Origin of the sequence: Desulfobacter postgatei 2ac9, from assembly GCF_000233695.2 — a bacterium.
GTDB classification, from domain to species: domain Bacteria; phylum Desulfobacterota; class Desulfobacteria; order Desulfobacterales; family Desulfobacteraceae; genus Desulfobacter; species Desulfobacter postgatei.
Map to the genome: position 1 here is coordinate 1798721 of NZ_CM001488.1, position 15889 is coordinate 1814609.

At 43.7% G+C, this 15889-nt stretch carries 20 protein-coding genes; all 20 read right to left on the reverse strand.

Annotation, left to right across the window (positions count from 1 at the left end):
* Nucleotides 1–3: 3 nt before the first annotated feature.
* Nucleotides 4–1869, reverse strand: coding sequence for an asparagine synthetase B family protein (locus DESPODRAFT_RS08240; protein ID WP_004072821.1), 1866 nt, complete (start codon nt 1867–1869; stop codon nt 4–6).
* Nucleotides 1866–2810: an acyltransferase family protein gene (locus DESPODRAFT_RS08245; RefSeq protein WP_004072823.1), complete on the reverse strand. Its 945-nt coding sequence runs from the start codon at nt 2808–2810 to the stop codon at nt 1866–1868. The genes DESPODRAFT_RS08240 and DESPODRAFT_RS08245 overlap by 4 nt, the downstream gene beginning before the upstream one ends.
* On the reverse strand, nt 2794–4890 hold the full coding sequence (locus DESPODRAFT_RS19400; RefSeq protein WP_004072825.1) for a TIGR04063 family PEP-CTERM/XrtA system glycosyltransferase: 2097 nt from the start codon (nt 4888–4890) through the stop codon (nt 2794–2796). Before DESPODRAFT_RS19400 ends, DESPODRAFT_RS08245 begins: the two co-directional genes overlap by 17 nt.
* Before the next feature lie 560 nt (nt 4891–5450).
* On the reverse strand, nt 5451–6305 hold the full coding sequence (locus tag DESPODRAFT_RS20995) for an IS1380 family transposase (protein WP_052314677.1): 855 nt from the start codon (nt 6303–6305) through the stop codon (nt 5451–5453).
* Nucleotides 6290–6811 carry a hypothetical protein gene (locus DESPODRAFT_RS21000; RefSeq protein ID WP_052314674.1) on the reverse strand — a complete coding sequence of 174 codons (522 nt, stop codon included), beginning with the start codon at nt 6809–6811 and terminating at the stop codon, nt 6290–6292. Before DESPODRAFT_RS21000 ends, DESPODRAFT_RS20995 begins: the two co-directional genes overlap by 16 nt.
* A 164-nt stretch (nt 6812–6975) precedes the next feature.
* On the reverse strand, nt 6976–8034 hold the full coding sequence (locus DESPODRAFT_RS08260; protein ID WP_004072826.1) for a GNAT family N-acetyltransferase: 1059 nt from the start codon (nt 8032–8034) through the stop codon (nt 6976–6978).
* 49 nt (nt 8035–8083) lie between these two features.
* On the reverse strand, nt 8084–8467 hold the full coding sequence (locus tag DESPODRAFT_RS08265; protein WP_004072827.1) for a GxxExxY protein: 384 nt from the start codon (nt 8465–8467) through the stop codon (nt 8084–8086).
* 9 nt (nt 8468–8476) lie between these two features.
* Nucleotides 8477–8707: a nucleotidyltransferase domain-containing protein gene (locus DESPODRAFT_RS21720; RefSeq protein ID WP_172635743.1), complete on the reverse strand. Its 231-nt coding sequence runs from the start codon at nt 8705–8707 to the stop codon at nt 8477–8479.
* Nucleotides 8697–8948, reverse strand: coding sequence for a nucleotidyltransferase substrate binding protein (locus DESPODRAFT_RS08270; protein WP_052314678.1), 252 nt, complete (start codon nt 8946–8948; stop codon nt 8697–8699). Before DESPODRAFT_RS08270 ends, DESPODRAFT_RS21720 begins: the two co-directional genes overlap by 11 nt.
* A 44-nt stretch (nt 8949–8992) precedes the next feature.
* A complete protein-coding gene (locus tag DESPODRAFT_RS08275) occupies nt 8993–9544 on the reverse strand; it encodes an ATP-binding protein (RefSeq protein WP_245532043.1) in 552 nt (183 codons plus the stop codon).
* 202 nt (nt 9545–9746) lie between these two features.
* Nucleotides 9747–10325, reverse strand: coding sequence for a Uma2 family endonuclease (locus DESPODRAFT_RS08280; protein ID WP_004072828.1), 579 nt, complete (start codon nt 10323–10325; stop codon nt 9747–9749).
* Between the two features lie 236 nt (nt 10326–10561).
* Nucleotides 10562–10951: a type II toxin-antitoxin system VapC family toxin gene (locus DESPODRAFT_RS08285; protein ID WP_004072829.1), complete on the reverse strand. Its 390-nt coding sequence runs from the start codon at nt 10949–10951 to the stop codon at nt 10562–10564.
* Nucleotides 10948–11178 carry a hypothetical protein gene (locus tag DESPODRAFT_RS08290; protein ID WP_004072830.1) on the reverse strand — a complete coding sequence of 77 codons (231 nt, stop codon included), beginning with the start codon at nt 11176–11178 and terminating at the stop codon, nt 10948–10950. The genes DESPODRAFT_RS08285 and DESPODRAFT_RS08290 overlap by 4 nt, the downstream gene beginning before the upstream one ends.
* Before the next feature lie 477 nt (nt 11179–11655).
* The gene (locus DESPODRAFT_RS08295; protein WP_004072832.1) at nt 11656–12039 is read right to left on the reverse strand and encodes a GxxExxY protein; all 384 of its coding nucleotides are present in this window, start codon (nt 12037–12039) and stop codon (nt 11656–11658) included.
* Nucleotides 12040–12163: 124 nt separating this feature from the next.
* The gene (locus tag DESPODRAFT_RS08300; protein ID WP_004072833.1) at nt 12164–12442 is read right to left on the reverse strand and encodes a nucleotidyltransferase domain-containing protein; all 279 of its coding nucleotides are present in this window, start codon (nt 12440–12442) and stop codon (nt 12164–12166) included.
* Nucleotides 12432–12683, reverse strand: coding sequence for a nucleotidyltransferase substrate binding protein (locus tag DESPODRAFT_RS08305; protein WP_052314679.1), 252 nt, complete (start codon nt 12681–12683; stop codon nt 12432–12434). The genes DESPODRAFT_RS08300 and DESPODRAFT_RS08305 overlap by 11 nt, the downstream gene beginning before the upstream one ends.
* 44 nt (nt 12684–12727) lie before the next feature.
* On the reverse strand, nt 12728–14080 hold the full coding sequence (locus tag DESPODRAFT_RS08310) for an RNA-binding domain-containing protein (protein ID WP_004072834.1): 1353 nt from the start codon (nt 14078–14080) through the stop codon (nt 12728–12730).
* A 34-nt stretch (nt 14081–14114) separates the two neighbouring features.
* Nucleotides 14115–14501, reverse strand: coding sequence for an HI0074 family nucleotidyltransferase substrate-binding subunit (locus tag DESPODRAFT_RS08315; protein WP_004072835.1), 387 nt, complete (start codon nt 14499–14501; stop codon nt 14115–14117).
* 122 nt (nt 14502–14623) lie between these two features.
* Nucleotides 14624–14791 carry a nucleotidyltransferase domain-containing protein gene (locus DESPODRAFT_RS20585; protein WP_004072836.1) on the reverse strand — a complete coding sequence of 56 codons (168 nt, stop codon included), beginning with the start codon at nt 14789–14791 and terminating at the stop codon, nt 14624–14626.
* 41 nt (nt 14792–14832) lie between these two features.
* Nucleotides 14833–15888, reverse strand: coding sequence for an ATP-binding protein (locus DESPODRAFT_RS08320; RefSeq protein WP_245532044.1), 1056 nt, complete (start codon nt 15886–15888; stop codon nt 14833–14835).
* Nucleotide 15889 lies beyond the last annotated feature (1 nt).

The window sequence follows — 15889 nt, forward strand, 5'->3', positions numbered from 1 at the left end:
TTGCTACAGCCTGTTGTGCTTTGTATGTTTCAACCAGAGTTCCAGTATCAGATATTCCCAGAGGGTATCTCCATAATAGGCGGTTGTCTGATCTTGTTTAAACGCCTGAAGAGTCTTATCCAGAAACTGCGGTTTGATGTATTGGTGGATTTCCGGAGTTCCGGAATACAGATGGTCCATCAGCAGTTCGGACAGCATTTTTTCGGTCCGGAACCAGTTGGAGATGGGCAGGCCCATGCCGTGTTTGGATTTGTGGATAATGGCATCCGGTAAAAATCCTGTCATGGCCTGTTTGAAGATATACCGGTTTTTGCCGTATTTCACCTTGAGATCCGGGGGAATGGTGGTGGTAAAATCCACGAGATCTCTGTCCAGGTAGGGATACCGTACCTGGATGCCGGCAGCTTCCGCCATCTGGGTGACTTTTCTCAGGTCATTGTCTGTGATGGTGAATTTCATGTCCAGGTACAGGAGCCGGTCGGTGTCATGGGCCGGGGCTGCTTTGCGGTAATGCTGTCTGGCCAGGTCGATAAAGCAGTCGGTGTTGACCTGGTTCATGAAACCAGGGGTGAGGATCTCATGGTTATCGGTTTCCGCCAGCAGGTTGTAGGAGTAAAATCGGTCCGGGTTGGGAAAGTTGGCCCTGCGGATGTACCGGGAGGCTTTGTGGAATATGCCGGTTGCCGGCAGGATCTTCAGGGCCGGCTCCAGAACAAATCTGCGCAAAGGGGAGGGTATCTTGAAATACCGTTCAAAAACCAGGTTGGTCACATACCGTTCGTTTCCCCCGAAGATCTCATCTCCCCCGTCTCCGCCCAGCATGAAGTCAACCTTGTTTTCTTTTGCCATGAGGGCACAATAGTAAGCTGCTATCACAGAGGCATTGCCAAAGGGTTCGTCATAGATGTCGGCCAGGGAGGTGATCAGGTTCACGGTGTCGGACGGGGTGACAAAATACCGGTGCTGTTCTGTGCCAAAGGCGTTGACCGCATGGTCGGCAAATGCCATTTCATTGTAGGCCGGGTCATCAAACCCGATGGAAAAGGTTTTGGCAGGCTTGCCGGACAGGTTGGTGTACATGCCGGCAATGGTGCTGGAATCGGTGCCGCCGGACAGAAAACAGCCGGTTTTTTCATAAGGGGACAGGGGCAGAAAAACATCGACCGCCTGCCGGACGTTATCAAAGATTTCTTTTTTCCACTGATTTTCTGTTTTGGATCCATCCGGGTGGTATTGGATATCATAGTGGGTGAATGCTTTAAAGGAAGTCGGGGTGATCCGGTGGCCCTGGCCGGGGGGCAGTTTGTGTATCTCTTTATAGATGGTCAAAGGCGTGCACGCTGCCTGGAAAAACAGGTAGTGGTAGATGGCTTCCGGATAGATCTGCCGGGTCAGGGCCGGGTCCAGGCACAGGGTGCGAATCCGGCTGGCTGCCAGGTAGTCTGTATTTTTTTGGGAGTACACCACCGGCCGGATGCCAAAGGGGTCGGTTACCACAACCATTGTTTTTTCCCGGGTGTCCCAGAGGGCAAAGCCAAAGGGGCCCCGCAATCTGTCAATAAAGCCCGGGCCGAATTTCTGGTACAGCCCCCACAGGACAGCACCGATCTCCCGGGGATTTTTGTGATTGTCCAGAAGCAATACCAGCTGGGCAAGGTTGGTCAAGTCTGTGTCATAGGCAACAGCCCCGGCTTCGCAATGCCAAAGCCCCTGGCCGGCAAACTCATCTGATGAAGCCAGAATGACATTGTCCTCAGCAAAGGCAATTGTTTTAAAACCGTTTTGTTCCAGTATGGGCGCCAGGTTCTGAATATCGGCGGATGGTTTTTTTGCCGCAAAAAAACCGCCTTTCGGGATATGGGGTATCATGTGCTTGCCTTAATGAATGTATGGTTCAACTTTGAAGCAATCATACTCAGTATTTTTGCCATAAGAATGATCGTTAACAGTGACAATAAGAAATCGATTATCCGGTTGTGGGTGGGTGTCATGAAAAAATACCCGTGGATCAAATAGATCTCCAGGATACATCCTGAAAAAAATACAGCCCCTTTGTCCACCCAGTCTCTGACAGTGATATCCCGACAGGCATAAATCAGAAAAATGGAGAAAAACAGGATAAAAAAGAAATTAAGGGTTTTTATATTGAATATGAAATTCACGGCTGTCATGGCTGTAAATATTGCAATGGCGGTAATTCTGCTGATATTCGGTGGCAGCAGGATGGCATTTTTAGCGGCCCAAACGCCGATGATAAATCCACAGGCTGTCAGCCATAATGCATGGCCGTAAATGATGTTGCAACTTAATAAAAAAGCGGCAGCAATAAATAACGCGGTAAAAACAGAGAAGGTTTTCTGATTCATTTTTTCCAGAAATGGATAACACAGGTAAAAGATGAGCAGCAGGGTAAAAAACCACATTCTCTCACCAAAAGGACTGGGATCCGGTATTCTGAACCAGTTTAACAAACCGTTGAGCCCGGCGATGTTGACTATAGAATACCACGACCAGATGCCGGAACGTCCCTGAATCAAAAACAGTATAAGCAGTGCGAAATTGACCACCAGCAGGCTCATGCCAAGGCGTTCTATCTTTTTTTTCCAGTAGTTTTTCCAGCTGAAATCACCGGTGTATTTAAGGGCGGTAAAATATCCGGAAGAAAAGCTGAATATCAACAGGCCCACAGCTACAGGAACCCAGAGCAGACCATATTCTTTAAAAAAATGTCCAATCATCACCATGAATATGGAAAGCACCTTGAGCAGGTTGAAAATGCGGCTGGTGTTTTGATCAATCCGGGGTGACATTGTTGTTTGTCCTTTTGGGCAACATGGAATAGATGGTTTTGTATACTGCAGTGGTGATCTGCCAGGTTTTGTGGTTCATCACATGGTTGATGCCGTTTTTGCCAAGGGTTTCCATCAGGGCTGGGTTTTCCAGTAATGCCTGGATGGCGGCGGAAAGGGCGGCAGCATCGCCGGCCGTGAACAGCATGCCTGTTTTTTTGTCTGCAATCAGTTCCCTGTGTCCGCCGATGTCGCTGGCAATTACTGCCTTGCCCATGGCCATGGCTTCAAGGGGTTTTAGGGGGGTGACAAGCTCTGTCAGGCGTACGGAATATCTGGGATAAACCAGAATGTCGATCAGGGCGTACACGCCTTTGATACGGTGGTGGGGGATCCTGCCGGGCATCAGCACCTGGCTGCCGATGTTGTACCGGGTTACATCCTGTTTGAGCCGGGCTTCCATTTCACCACCGCCCACCAGGAGCAATACCAGGTCCGGATGGGCGGGTGCCATGTCGGCAAAGGCTTTTATCAGCAGGTCAAGGCCCTCGTACCGGTAGAATGAACCGATAAACCCGATAACCTTTTTGTCGGACAGCTGCCATGTGTCGATCAGGTCCTGATCCGGCAGGCACGGGGTGAAGTTTTTGGGATGGATGCCGTTGAATACCGGGGTCATCTTTCGATTGTCAATGCCCCTGCCGGCCAGGTCCTTTCGTATGCCTTCGCAGAGGACCGCCACATGGTCCACGTGCCGGCAGACCCATGTTTCCAGATATTTTACCAGCTTGTATTTGGCTGATTGTTTTTTATAGGTGGCCTGGTCCACGCCCGCATCTTCCCAGAAGGCCCGGATCTCGTACACCACGGGCAGGCCGAACCATTTCCCTGCAATCCATGCCGGAATGGCATTCAACACAGGGGAATGGGCATGAAGCACGGTCGGTTTTTCGATGGTGATGACCCGGGCCAGTTTGAACAGAACCATTGCCATCTGGACAAGTTCTCCAAGAACAGGACGGGCTTTGCACGGGTTTTTTCCGGTGCGGTAAAAATCAAATCCCTCAATGGTCTCTTTTTTGGCGCAGGGCTGCTTCCAATCTTCCTCATGTTTGGGAGAGGTGAGGATCACCGGGGAATACCCCATATTTTTCTGGGCGTTGAAAATGCTCTGGCTTCGGGAGGCATATCCGTCCAGAAGGGGAAAACTGTGGTTCAGGATATGTAAAGTTTTCATGGGTGTGAGCTGTGAGGGTTGATGGTTAACGTTCCGTTTTTTTTTATAATTCGGGGGAAAGAAAAAGTAGTGGTGTTTTGAAAAATAGTAGCACAGCCCTTTGATGTGATTGAAAAAGGCGGTGTTGAATTTTAAACCCCTGGATATTTCCTGGGTGTGGTGAATGACACAGACTTCGTGAAGATACATGATGGCATGACCGGATTTCCAGATCCTGAGGCAGTAGTCCACATCTTCCGGGGAGTAGAAAATGTTTTCATCCAGCAGTCCGGTCTGGTCTGTCACACTTTTTTTCAACAGCCAGAAGGCGGAGATGGCATAATCAACGGGTATGGGGGTTTGGGATGCCGCTTTCAGGCGTTCGGTCGCCTCCATTTTCTTTAAAAAGAAATACCGGTAGATTTTACGTCCCATGGTGGGGAACCGGTCGGTAGATTTTTGCAGCCTGCCGTCTGAATACACGATTTTGGGGACTGCCAGTCCGGCATGGTTGTCTTTTTCAAGGAAGGCCGCAAGGGCCTCGATGGTTCCCGGAATAACCTCGACATCAGAGTCCATGATGCAGATGTAGCGGCTGTCCGCCTGTTTCAGGCCCAGATTCCTGGAATAGGTGGTGCCCATGTTGCGGTCCAGAAGGAAAAGGGTGACAGCGGACGGGAGTTTTTTTTTCAATTTCTGCAGGATATCCGGGGTGGCATCTGTAGACCCGTTGTCCGTGATATAGATATGGTAGTGAAAATCTGTCTGTGCCAGGGCCGACAACAGGGAATCCAGACATTTTTCGATATAGGCCCGGGAGTTCCAGGTCAGGATGATGAATGATATGTCGGTTGACGGGTTTTTCATGGATATGGTGTCACTCATTTTACAATCCTGCCGGAGAAAAGAATGCGGCTGGCCAAAAAACGGGCAGCCGGGGCATCCAGAATATTCCAGGAAAAAAGCCTGTGCAAAATCCCGGCATTTTTTGGGGCAAACTCCTGGTGGTAAGCAAGTTTGTTATTAGGTTTTTACTGGTCAAACAGATGAAAACAGAAGCGACCTTTTTTGTGACCGGAACGGCATCAACAGCATCAAAATTTTTTATGTGAGCTAACAGGTGGTCTTTCCGATGGTAACGGCAGTATAACCTTGCATTTTCTTATGGCTCATGTCGCGTTTTGGGGTCTTACCTGGATTCCCGGCATAAAATTTGCTTAGCCAACCCTTGCGCTCTGATACATAAAAATCTGCTGAGGCTTGGCCTCTGCAAACCCTGACCCAAGATCATATTTGATGACTTATTGGCCAGCAATCTTAGCTAATCCATTTTTTTACTGAACTATACTTGATTACCCATGGTCAAATCACGCCAGATAGGCACAGTTCACCATTAGCGCTCTGCGCATAACTTCTCCATCCCGATTTTTTACCCAATAATGTGCTTATCCTGGAGAACAACGTAACCGGTACAATACGTTCTCAGCCAATTGGGCAAACGGGTTGATCTTACCAAATGAAATGCTCCACCGCCGACCACTATATATTAAACGGCCAGCCATATACATTAAATCCTGCATAACTGTTCTTAACCTCCTTCGTGAGACTTTTTTTCTACGGTTGATCGGAAGATTGTTCTCATCCTGCTCCTCAAGGCTAATTTGGCCTATGATTCTAAGAATGTTATACGCCAAAAGAGCAAGATGGAGAATCAGGCTGTTGCTGCTAAAACGGCAACTGGGGAAGCGTTCTAACCCAAGATCACTTTTGATTTCTGAATGAAATTGTTCACTGGTTCCATGATCATGGTATAAATTGATGACCTCTTGGGGGCTCAGCCCGGCGATGGTAACCCAATAGGTCTCGACTTCAATTGTGGGAAAAAGCAGGGGCTCCCCTTTTTCTTCATATCGTTCAGTCACTTTGAAGACAATCGGACGTGGCAATGCCCGCCCTTTTGGGTCAACAGTTGTTTGCCCGACCCACACACTTTTGTGTCCACAGCGAATCAATCTAACGCTTTCAGTATTCTGGGCCAGGATAAGCCAACCATCCAAAGATTCTTTACGTAAATTGCGCTTAACCAAGACATCAACACCTTCGCATGTTTTTATTACTTCAAAATTATCCTGACTGTCATTTCCTGAATCAAGACGGATAAGAAGAGGTTCCTGGGTAATCTGCCTGGTTAATTTTAATATTTCTTGAATGAATTCCGGGGTGTTTTTTTGACAATGCTGGCTGCCTTCTCTAAGCTCTACATTGATTAAGTATCCTTCAGTTCCTAAATATCCGAACATTGGTGCATAGCCATCACAGCCTTTGTATGTCCTGGAAACTCCCTCTTTTTCGTTTTTGAATTGTCAAAAGGGCTAACGTCCAGATCTAAGGGAATATAATTGCCGACACTCGTCTGAACCGGTGAAATGGCGGGTGCTTTGCCTCGAATCATTTCAACTGAAGCCTCCTTGATAAGTTCATTGGCAGATTCCCCGATCAGGTCAATGCGTTCACGCAATGTTGATTGAGAAGGACAATTGCTGATTCCCAGAGATTGTGTAAAGAAAAATGGATCCTGCCTGAAAATTTCAATAGCGATATAGTCTGGCTTACCAACACAAATAAGTCCCAACATGGACGAAAGGATCTCTCCATGAGAAATATTAGGATCAACACAATGTACATCCGGTAAATTTTTGAACCGCTGGGCAAAATTAATCGACTTAAGCAATGCACCTACAGGGAGCAATCCGCTTTGACTGACAAGGTTTTCATTTCCATGTTTTACATTGATAGTGGTCGGCATCGGTCTTCACCTCCGAAGTGAATGTTTTTTTAATGCCATTGTATTAATTTTATATTAAAATTTCAATATGTTATAATTAAAAAAGCAATCTTTATGCCGCTAACTCAGGTATGTCTTTGCGATGGAAAAACCGAAGCATTTCTATACCATTATTTATTTTTCACTTATAGTGTAACGTATCTTCTTGTCATATTTCCAAATGCTTTGGAAAAAGATAACGGCATTTTCTGAATAACGGATTCGGCTAAAGGTCTTATTCTGACGTGATTTGGTGTTAGGGGCTCTGGGGCCGCTCTGTTAAAACGGCCCATAAGGAATTCTGTAGCGCTAAAATCAGCCCAATGAAGGCCTTCCGGTTCTGCTCCCCATTGTTTTTTAAAACGAAATGTCCCTTCTCCTGGTGTGGAACGACCAAAATCAAATTCAGGATAGCCCTTATCTGCGGCAAATTTTAAAAAGGACCAGTAAAGCATCATATTGGGATTGCTCGTATTAAACCGGCGTAAAGAGGATGCCCAAGGGATGGAAACAACTTTGGGATGACACAGTATAATTCCGGCAGCAGCCGGTTGGCCGTCCGGCATATATACGACCGAGACATGTGCTCTGTTTGCATATGCTTTTAAAATGGAGAAGATCCATTCCCTGCTGTGAACAGGAGACCCCAAGTCTCTCATATTTTCCGAAAAGACGGAGTAAAAATCATTTAGTAGATTTGTCGAACCGATGATTGATGTAAGACCGTTTTTATAACCTTTATTAATCTGGCTTCGAAGTTTGGCTTTAAATGAATTAAGCAGCTTATCAGAGGACTTTGGTAAAGACAAAATCATCCTGACCTTTTGTTTACAGAGCGTTTTATCCGGCGACAGATTGGCAAATGATCGGGTTGATCGAATGACCACTTTTGCTGAGGGGGCTATCTTTAATGCCTGTCTCAACAAAATTGTTTCAGTGGCAGGATCATCTGCCAGTGGTCCCCCTGCATCGCAGTACGGAAGCGAAATAAGCTCCCTTTTAAAAGGTATATTGAAGTATATTAACGGGAGCACCCCTTTTACCTGATTTTTTGATTGTGCCATGAGATAAAGAGGTTGAAACCGATAGGCTTTTTTAACCGCTTCCTGCCATGCAAAAAGCTGATAAGCAATGCCGTCGGGGTGAGAAAGGACATAATTGTCCCAGGCCTCTTTATCTAAATTGGATACTGTTTTTACAATCAATGTATTCAGTTTTTATTATCGCACAAAGACACTAAGGCACAGAGCTTTTTTATTGAAGGGTTCCATTTATTATTCGGGTGATGCCGTCTTTCATCAGCGCTTCGCCGAAATTCAGAAGGAAGCCGAGCTTTTTACCGCTTAGTTTCAAATACGTTAACATCTGCTTTTTATGTGCTTTGGAAATAGTTTCTACTGACTTGAGTTCTATGATTACTCTACTTTCTACGATAAGATCGGCTTTAAACCCCTGCTGGAAGTTTATGCCTTTGTATTCTATGGGGATTGGCACTTGCCTGTCTACGGTTAAACCTTTTGATTCGAGTTCGTGTTTCAGCAAAACTTCGTAAACTGTTTCGAGCAGACCCGGGCCTGTCTCTTTATGGACTTGTATTGATGCGTCTACGATTAATTTTGCTATTTCGTTTTCTGTCATTTGTTTGTCTCACACAAAGGCACTAAGGCACAAAGGGTAATTTTTTCTTTGCGGTGTTGTGTCTTTGTGCGAGGCTGAATTTAGATAAGTTTGGTATAAATCAGAACCGGGATGATAATTGCCTTTGGCTCGGGAGCCGTAAATGCAAACCTGTTTAATTTCAGGATAGGATTTAAACACACCATGAATTTTTTGAATGGTCTCTGAAGGTAATCCGAAGCAGGGAAGTTTATTTCCGATGGTCTAATTTTTCCATAACCTTTTCGAAATCGATAAAAAGGTTGTAATAGACGTCTGCAACCTTCAAGATGATACGGTCAACCATGGCATCATCGTATGTGTATCCCGCCCTGTCCCGTGTTGTGATCATACCCATCCAGTTTTCACCATCTGTAATCAGCTGATTCTGAAAAGACTCCCTGGTCGCATCTTTTGATCCCGTGATATGGGTATTCCCCTGGTATTGAAAATAGTCCTTCATCACTTTCCAGTTTTATTTTGGTATCGCGTCAAGGAGCCAAGTCGCTATGTATTATAGTAGCCACCCTGCTTAGGCGAACCCTTAAATATAATTTTTTGTTCTTGCCGAAGTTTTTTTACCCAGCGTTCAAGTGTTTTTAACGGAATATTCAGCATGGTTGAATATTCTGGAAGTCTTAAGCCGGGATTCTGCTGGATACATCGGTAAAGAGAATTTACTCCCTCACTTACCCCTTCACTTATTCCCTCACGCAATGAAAATGTAACACGTATTCCTCCACCCGCCTCTTCAATTTCAAAGGACAGTTCCGGGTAGGCTTGAAGCTCTTTGCGAATACGGAGCATGCCGCTGCCGTATTTTTCGATATTCCGGGTCAGGTAAAAGGCTTCGACTGTCAGCTTGTTGCGCAGTTGTGAAGGATACGTGTCTGTTAAAAGGTCTTCTATGGTCAGGCCGCCGTAAAGAGTCCCAGGGTTGAAAATGGTGAGTTTATCATCAAAAATTTTGATCTGGATGTCAGAAGAATTTCTGTAATCCAGGTGTACAACAGCATTGCTCCAAAAACAAGTTCTCCCAAAGTAACACTCGAAATACACATTTGTCCGTTGTGTAATTTAAAGCGGTCCTTATATTAATAGCCCCCCTGTTTTTTAAAGCTGTAGGTGCCTTCCCCCCGGGGTGGACCGGCCGAAATCGAACATGGGGTAGTGATGGTCTGCAGCAAATTTTGAAAATGCCCAGTACAGCATCATGTTGGGGTTCCAGCGGTTGACCCGGTGCCGGTGTGAGAAAAATTAATCATTCGAATTCGACCCGATGATAAATCTCGGAAAGTAATAGCCGGCAATCAATCGATTCAAGTTTGATTTCTGTGTCAATTTTTGTATACGGATCAAATATACGCCATATACCATCATCTCCACGAATAAATTTTTCAACCTTACAATGGTATTGAGATACTATGATATATTCCTGAAGAGAAGAGATGAGCCGATAATGTGCAAATTTTTCACCTCTATCATATAATTCACTGGAATTTGAAAGGATCTCAATGATAATAACCGGGTTCAATAAGGTATCAAATTTGTCATCTTCCAACTCAAGATCACCACAGACAACAACTACATCGGGATAGGTATATTTATCAACCCCCTGAATCTTGACTCTCATGTCGCTTAAGAAAACATCACAAGACCTGTCTGCCAACTGGTTTCCAAGAAATCGATTAATATTACTGGCAATCCGGTTGTGATTCACCTTTGCCCCCGTCATGGCGAAAATTTCACCATCATAATACTCATGCCTGATTTCGGAAGCTCTTTCAAACTTGAGGTATTCTTCAGTCGTCATCTTGAGTTTTTTTTGTGATTGGTTCATGTTGCTGCTCTTTTTTTATTTACCTACGGCACTGATAAATGATCGCACAAAGACACGGAGACACAAAGGATTTTTTAATCTTCCACTAAGGCACAAAGAGAGATTTCTTTATAACCCCCATGCCCTAGCGGACACAACAAACAATGAAAGATGTGAGTATTGAGTAGTGAGAAAAACAGCTTGTTTTAAATCTCACTACTCACTACTCAAAACTCGATACTTTCATATAAAAAGAATTATATCAAAATTTCTTTTAACTCATCGTACTTTTTGAACTTCTGGTCTACTGACATAAGCTTTGCATTTGAAGAAATGGCTGTGGCCATTATAATTCTATCTTGCGGATCACTGTGATGCCCCGGTAACTGAACAGCTTTTGTGGCAATTTCGGGTGTGATCGGTAATACTTCAATCCCAGACCCGGCAAGGGCTTTATCAAACCAATCAATAATTTTACAATTCAGATTGATGCGGCCATGCTGAGCAAGCCAAGCAACCTCAAAACAACTTATCGCTGATACAGAAACCATATCAGCATTGTTGATAATGTCATGTTGATTTGGTTTCAACCGTTTGAGGTCATTATTTATCCACCACAACCATATATGGGTGTCTAAAACAATCATGTAGGTAGATCCCACATATCTTGTGATGTGGTATTGATTACGTCTCCTAAAATTTTTACCTTACCTTTTAAATCAGGATGTGGTTCTCTTTTATTTTTTCCCCTTATCGCTTTTGTTTCATTTAGATCCAGAATAATAATCTCAAATTGCTTATTGGGGGGGAGCAAGGGCATGTTTTTTACCTTTCCTGTGTGATCCGTCTCTGTAATTATTTTTTTGGCAAACATGTTATCTCCCTTTTTTTAATGTCTGTTTTATTATCGCACAAAGACACTAAGGCACAAAGGGATTATTTCTTTGTGGCTTTGTGTGAGGAAAAGTAATTATTCGAATTCGACCCGATGATAAATCTCGGAAAATGATGTTAAATATCCTCAAAAACTATCTATAATCTCACCGACAAGTTTAGCGATATCAGGCTGACATGGATGTTAATAACCGGCTGTTTGCCTGGCCGTATTTCCTCTTTGATCTCTGTTTTTTCCGAAAGTCCAAAGACTTCAAATTTTTCAATTGAATTTCGAAAATAATCAAGATACTGTTTGATGGACTTTTTCCGGTTGGTTTGTTTTTTAATACAATTTCTGCCATGTTATTCTCCCCTGTGCCTTATTTTATATACTCTCCATATTATCGTACAAAGACAATAGGACACAAAATTTATTAATTAAAGCTCTCACAATGACACTAAGCCACAAAGGGTTTTATTGGATGGTTCCGTTGATTAGGCGGGTAATTCCGTCTTTCATTAGTGCCTCACCGAAGTTGAGGAGAAAACCAAGTTTTTTATCAGTCAGTTTCAGGTATGTGAGTACCTGTTTTTTGTGTGCTTTTGAAATGGTTTCCACGGATTTCAGTTCTATGATGACTTTATCCTCAACAATGAGATCCGCCTTGAAGCCCTGTTGGAATTTTATTCCTTTATAATTTATGGGAATGGGAATTTGCCGGTCCACTTTCAGGCCCCTTGATTCGAGTTCGTGTTTCAGCAGGACTTCATATACGGTTTCAAGAAGCCCCGGGCCAAGTTCTTTATGGATTTGGATAGATGCGTCTACTATTAATTTTGCTATATCGTTTTCTGTCATTTTTTTCTCGCACAAAGACACTAAGGCACAAAGGGTGGTTTTTTATTTGCTGCTTTGTGCCTTTGTGCGAGGCTGAATTTAGATAAGTTTGGTATAAAAAAGAATACCGACCCGATTAATGTGATCAATAAGGTCCTGGTTTTGAATTTTTTTGAAATACTGTAAGATCCAGTTTATAGGGCAGCAAAAGATCATCAAGATCTATCTCCAGTTTACTCAATCGGGAATCCTTTATAAGGTCGTCCATGATTACCAGATCAATATCAGAACCGGGATAATAATTGCCTTTGGCACGGGAGCCGTAGATACAAACCTGTTCAATTTCAGGATAGGATTTAAACACATTATGAATTTTTTGAATGGTCTCTAAAGGTAATCCCCAGCAGGAAAGTTTATTTTCCATGGGCTAATTTTTCCATGACCTTTTCAAAGTCGACAAAAAGGTTGTAGTAGATGTCTGCAACCTTCAATATGATATCGTCAACCATGACATCATCGTATGTGTGTACTGCCCTGTTCCGTGTGTTGATCATAGCCTTCCAGCTTTCACCATCTGTAATCAGCTGATTCTGAAAAGATTCCCTGGTTGCATCTCTTGATCCCGTGATGTGGGTATTTCCCTGGTATTGAAAATAGTCCTTCATCACTTTCCAGTTTTATTTTGGTATCGCGTCAAGGAGCCAAGTCGCTATGTATTATAGTAGCCGCCCTGCTTAGGCGAACCCTTAAATATAATTTTTTGTTCTTGCCGAAGTTTTTTTACCCAGCGTTCAAGTGTTTTTAACGGAATATTCAGCATGGTTGAATATTCTGGAAGTCTTAAGCCGGGATTCTGCTGGATACATCGGTAAAGAGAATTTACTCCCTCACTTACTCCCTCACTTACTCCCTCACTTACTCCCTCACTTACTCCCTCACGCAATGAAAATGTAACACGTATTCCTCCACCCGCCTCTTCAATTTCAAAGGACAGTTCCGGGTAGGCTCGAAGCTCTTTGCGAATACGGAGCATGCCGCTGCCGTATTTTTCGATATTCCGGGTCAGGTAAAAGGCTTCGGCTGTCAGCTTGTTGCGCAGTTGTGAAGGATAAGTGTCTGTTAAAAGGTCTTCTATGGTCAGGCCGCCGTAAAGAGTCCCAGGGTTGAAAATGGTGAGTTTATCATCAAAAATTTTGATCTGGATGTCAGAAGAATTTCTGTAATCCCGGTGTACAACAGCATTGAGCAACGCCTCCCGCAGTGCCGGCAGGGGATATGCAAACCGTTCTTTTCGCTGCAGTGCGCCGTCAAATTCAAAAGACACTTTAAGATGGGATACAATGAATTTCATGGCCTGCTCGACGGCCTCGAAAAGCGTATCAGTAATCTGCCGATCGTCGATGATGGTGACAGGAGTTTTAAACCGGCCAATATGGATATGATGGCGCAGTGGTTGTCCTGAAAAGAGAAGTAATGCAGCCCAGGTCGGTGCATCACCTGTAATCAGTTTTAATTTTTGCAGGGCTTGAAGAGGATCCAGATCCAGGCTGAAACGGCCACAGGTATTAACCGTCTCAATAAATTTTTCGATCTTAGGGATATCCAGTTCATCCAGGGAGATGCTTTCAGCGGCATGTGCGTCCCATGAGACTTGCAGGGACTGCATATACAATTCGTTTATTTCCTTTAAAGTAAGTTGTTGGTTGGAGCTTGCAACTCGCTTGAAATATTTTCCGCGTGTACTTACGGGTTTAACCGGATACTCACTCATATGGATCAAAACGAGCGTCATTCCGGATATGGAATGAGTGGCAATATCCGGAATGATTGAGGGGCTTGTGGCTGATTTTATCTGTCCCAGCCATTGATTGAGTGTTTCTTTGCCGATGTCAACACCGCATACCGTTGCATGATCTTTTACGCCAACAAGCACGGTGCCGCCGTTTGTATTGGCAAAAGCAACCAGTGTTTCGATGGTTTCCCGGCCAAAGGTCGTTTTGAATTCAATAGTCTCGGACTCACCGGCATCAAGTATGTGGTTAATGTGATGGATATGCTGCATCAAAAAAGTTAGGATCAGGTTGCGTTTTTATGGTTCAGGACACCGATATCCGCTGATACAAATCATTTATCGCTGACAAATATAAAGGACATTTTTTATAGATTTGTTCTGCCTGTTCTTCATTATATGTGTGTGACAGTAAATTTCTGGATTGAATCATTTCTAAAAAAATATCCTCCTGTTCGATAATCGAAAGGGCATAGGCTTCCTTGAAGACGAGTCTCGGGGATACGGCTCGGATTCCATGGATATCTTCTAAGAATATTTTCAGTGTTTTCCACATCAATTCATATGTAAATTCAAACCACTGGATTGTGGCATCCATAACAATGGACGATTGCGCTTCCTGCAGCGCTTCTGCGAAACGATCGGTCGCTTTTCTCAAATTTATCAGACTGTTTTCCAATTTGCCTGATTTCATACTTGGATTTCCTTTGTGTGTTTTAAAGCGACCTTTTTAAACGCTTCATCCACTGAATTGAAATCGACAAGATCTATTTTTAATAGTGTAGGGATTTGCTCTAATTTCTCCTGGATGCTCAGCTATTTTTTTCCTGAAATCTGTGAATCAGTAAGTATCCCGATATCGATATCGGATTTTTCATCGTTGATTCCTCTTGCGCGGGACCCGAATAGAAACAATTGATAGTTGCCCTCTATTTCACTGCTGATTATTTTTCCTGCCTGTTTCAGTATTTCTTCTATTTTCATTCTGATCTCACAAAGGCACAAAGGCACAAAGTTTATACGTTTTACAATGGAAGAATGGCCTGAAACTCTTCGCCGGCTTCCTGGAAAACCGGTTCAAACCCAAGCAGCCTGGCTTCATGGCAAACCATGGGGATTCCTCTGTCAAGTTTATCGATGTACCTTAAATTTTCCATAAATTTTACAATTACGGGGTTAACGGCATAGCTTACCCCGCTTTTCAATTTTTCAATGGTAACCGTATTGGGCAGGCGGCCGGGGCTGATAAACTCAATCCGGTCATCAAAGTGTAAAATTCTTATTCTGGAACCATGGATTGCATAATTTCGATGGACACAGGCATTTACCAGAAGTTCCCTGAATACTTTATCCGGGTATCGCGTTGATTGAATCACCCGCTTTGCTTTTTCTATTTTCGATGCTTCCATGATATTGTGTTTAAGGACAGACAGAGCCGTATCAATCTGGAAAGGCAGATTCCCTTCAATGACCTGGCGGTCAATTAACTCGTCATTTAATCCTGTTCCGGCAAAATGCGCATAACTGATACTCGAATTTTTTAAGAACTTCTGGGGATACGTACCAAAAAGTAGAAGTCCTGCAACCGTCACATTTGTTTTCTCTGTGAGTATGTCGGTATTGATTAATAATGACGTCACATCCTTTTCATCATCAATATCAATATCATATCTTTGAAAATACGACGAAATGGCAGTCATATTTAAATGCTTTAAAGAGGTGTTTTCAATCCCTGTTAAGTCATAATGAAACATCCCTGCATGCTGAAACATGCGCATTAATTCAGCCTGTGAGGCTATCCGGCTGGTAGACCCGATCCGGATATGATATAAATTTTTATTTGTCTGGTAAGGTTTATCGTTCCCTTTGGGAATATCGACAGCAACGATCTTTTTGCCCTCAATCTCAACAATGATACAATCTGCCTGGATAGCAGGAATAATATTATGTCTGGATATATTGGCTACCCATTCTTCCCAGTTTCTTGAATCGTCCACACCACAGATTTCTGTCTGGTCGCTGACACCGATTAGAATTGTTCCCCCCCTGGGTGTTGGCAAAAGCAGCCATTTCTTTGGCAAT

Excerpts from the sequence above, each read along its gene's own strand:
- DESPODRAFT_RS08280 (WP_004072828.1), bottom strand. The coding sequence starts at position 10,325 with ATGAACCAATCACAAAAAAAACTCAAGATGACGACTGAAGAATACCTC.
- DESPODRAFT_RS08290 (WP_004072830.1), bottom strand. The coding sequence starts at position 11,178 with ATGTTTGCCAAAAAAATAATTACAGAGACGGATCACACAGGAAAGGTA.
- DESPODRAFT_RS08310 (WP_004072834.1), bottom strand. The coding sequence starts at position 14,080 with ATGCAGCATATCCATCACATTAACCACATACTTGATGCCGGTGAGTCC.
- DESPODRAFT_RS20585 (WP_004072836.1), bottom strand. The coding sequence starts at position 14,791 with ATGAAAATAGAAGAAATACTGAAACAGGCAGGAAAAATAATCAGCAGT.
- DESPODRAFT_RS08305 (WP_052314679.1), bottom strand. The coding sequence starts at position 12,683 with ATGAAGGACTATTTTCAATACCAGGGAAATACCCACATCACGGGATCA.
- DESPODRAFT_RS08265 (WP_004072827.1), bottom strand. The coding sequence starts at position 8,467 with ATGACAGAAAACGAAATAGCAAAATTAATCGTAGACGCATCAATACAA.
- DESPODRAFT_RS08295 (WP_004072832.1), bottom strand. The coding sequence starts at position 12,039 with ATGACAGAAAACGATATAGCAAAATTAATAGTAGACGCATCTATCCAA.
- DESPODRAFT_RS08300 (WP_004072833.1), bottom strand. The coding sequence starts at position 12,442 with ATGGAAAATAAACTTTCCTGCTGGGGATTACCTTTAGAGACCATTCAA.
- DESPODRAFT_RS08240 (WP_004072821.1), bottom strand. The coding sequence starts at position 1,869 with ATGATACCCCATATCCCGAAAGGCGGTTTTTTTGCGGCAAAAAAACCA.
- DESPODRAFT_RS08315 (WP_004072835.1), bottom strand. The coding sequence starts at position 14,501 with ATGAAATCAGGCAAATTGGAAAACAGTCTGATAAATTTGAGAAAAGCG.
- DESPODRAFT_RS08245 (WP_004072823.1), bottom strand. The coding sequence starts at position 2,810 with ATGTCACCCCGGATTGATCAAAACACCAGCCGCATTTTCAACCTGCTC.
- DESPODRAFT_RS08285 (WP_004072829.1), bottom strand. The coding sequence starts at position 10,951 with ATGATTGTTTTAGACACCCATATATGGTTGTGGTGGATAAATAATGAC.
- DESPODRAFT_RS19400 (WP_004072825.1), bottom strand. The coding sequence starts at position 4,890 with ATGAGTGACACCATATCCATGAAAAACCCGTCAACCGACATATCATTC.
- DESPODRAFT_RS08270 (WP_052314678.1), bottom strand. The coding sequence starts at position 8,948 with ATGAAGGACTATTTTCAATACCAGGGGAATACCCATATCACGGGATCA.
- DESPODRAFT_RS21000 (WP_052314674.1), bottom strand. The coding sequence starts at position 6,811 with ATGCCGACCACTATCAATGTAAAACATGGAAATGAAAACCTTGTCAGT.
- DESPODRAFT_RS20995 (WP_052314677.1), bottom strand. The coding sequence starts at position 6,305 with ATGTTCGGATATTTAGGAACTGAAGGATACTTAATCAATGTAGAGCTT.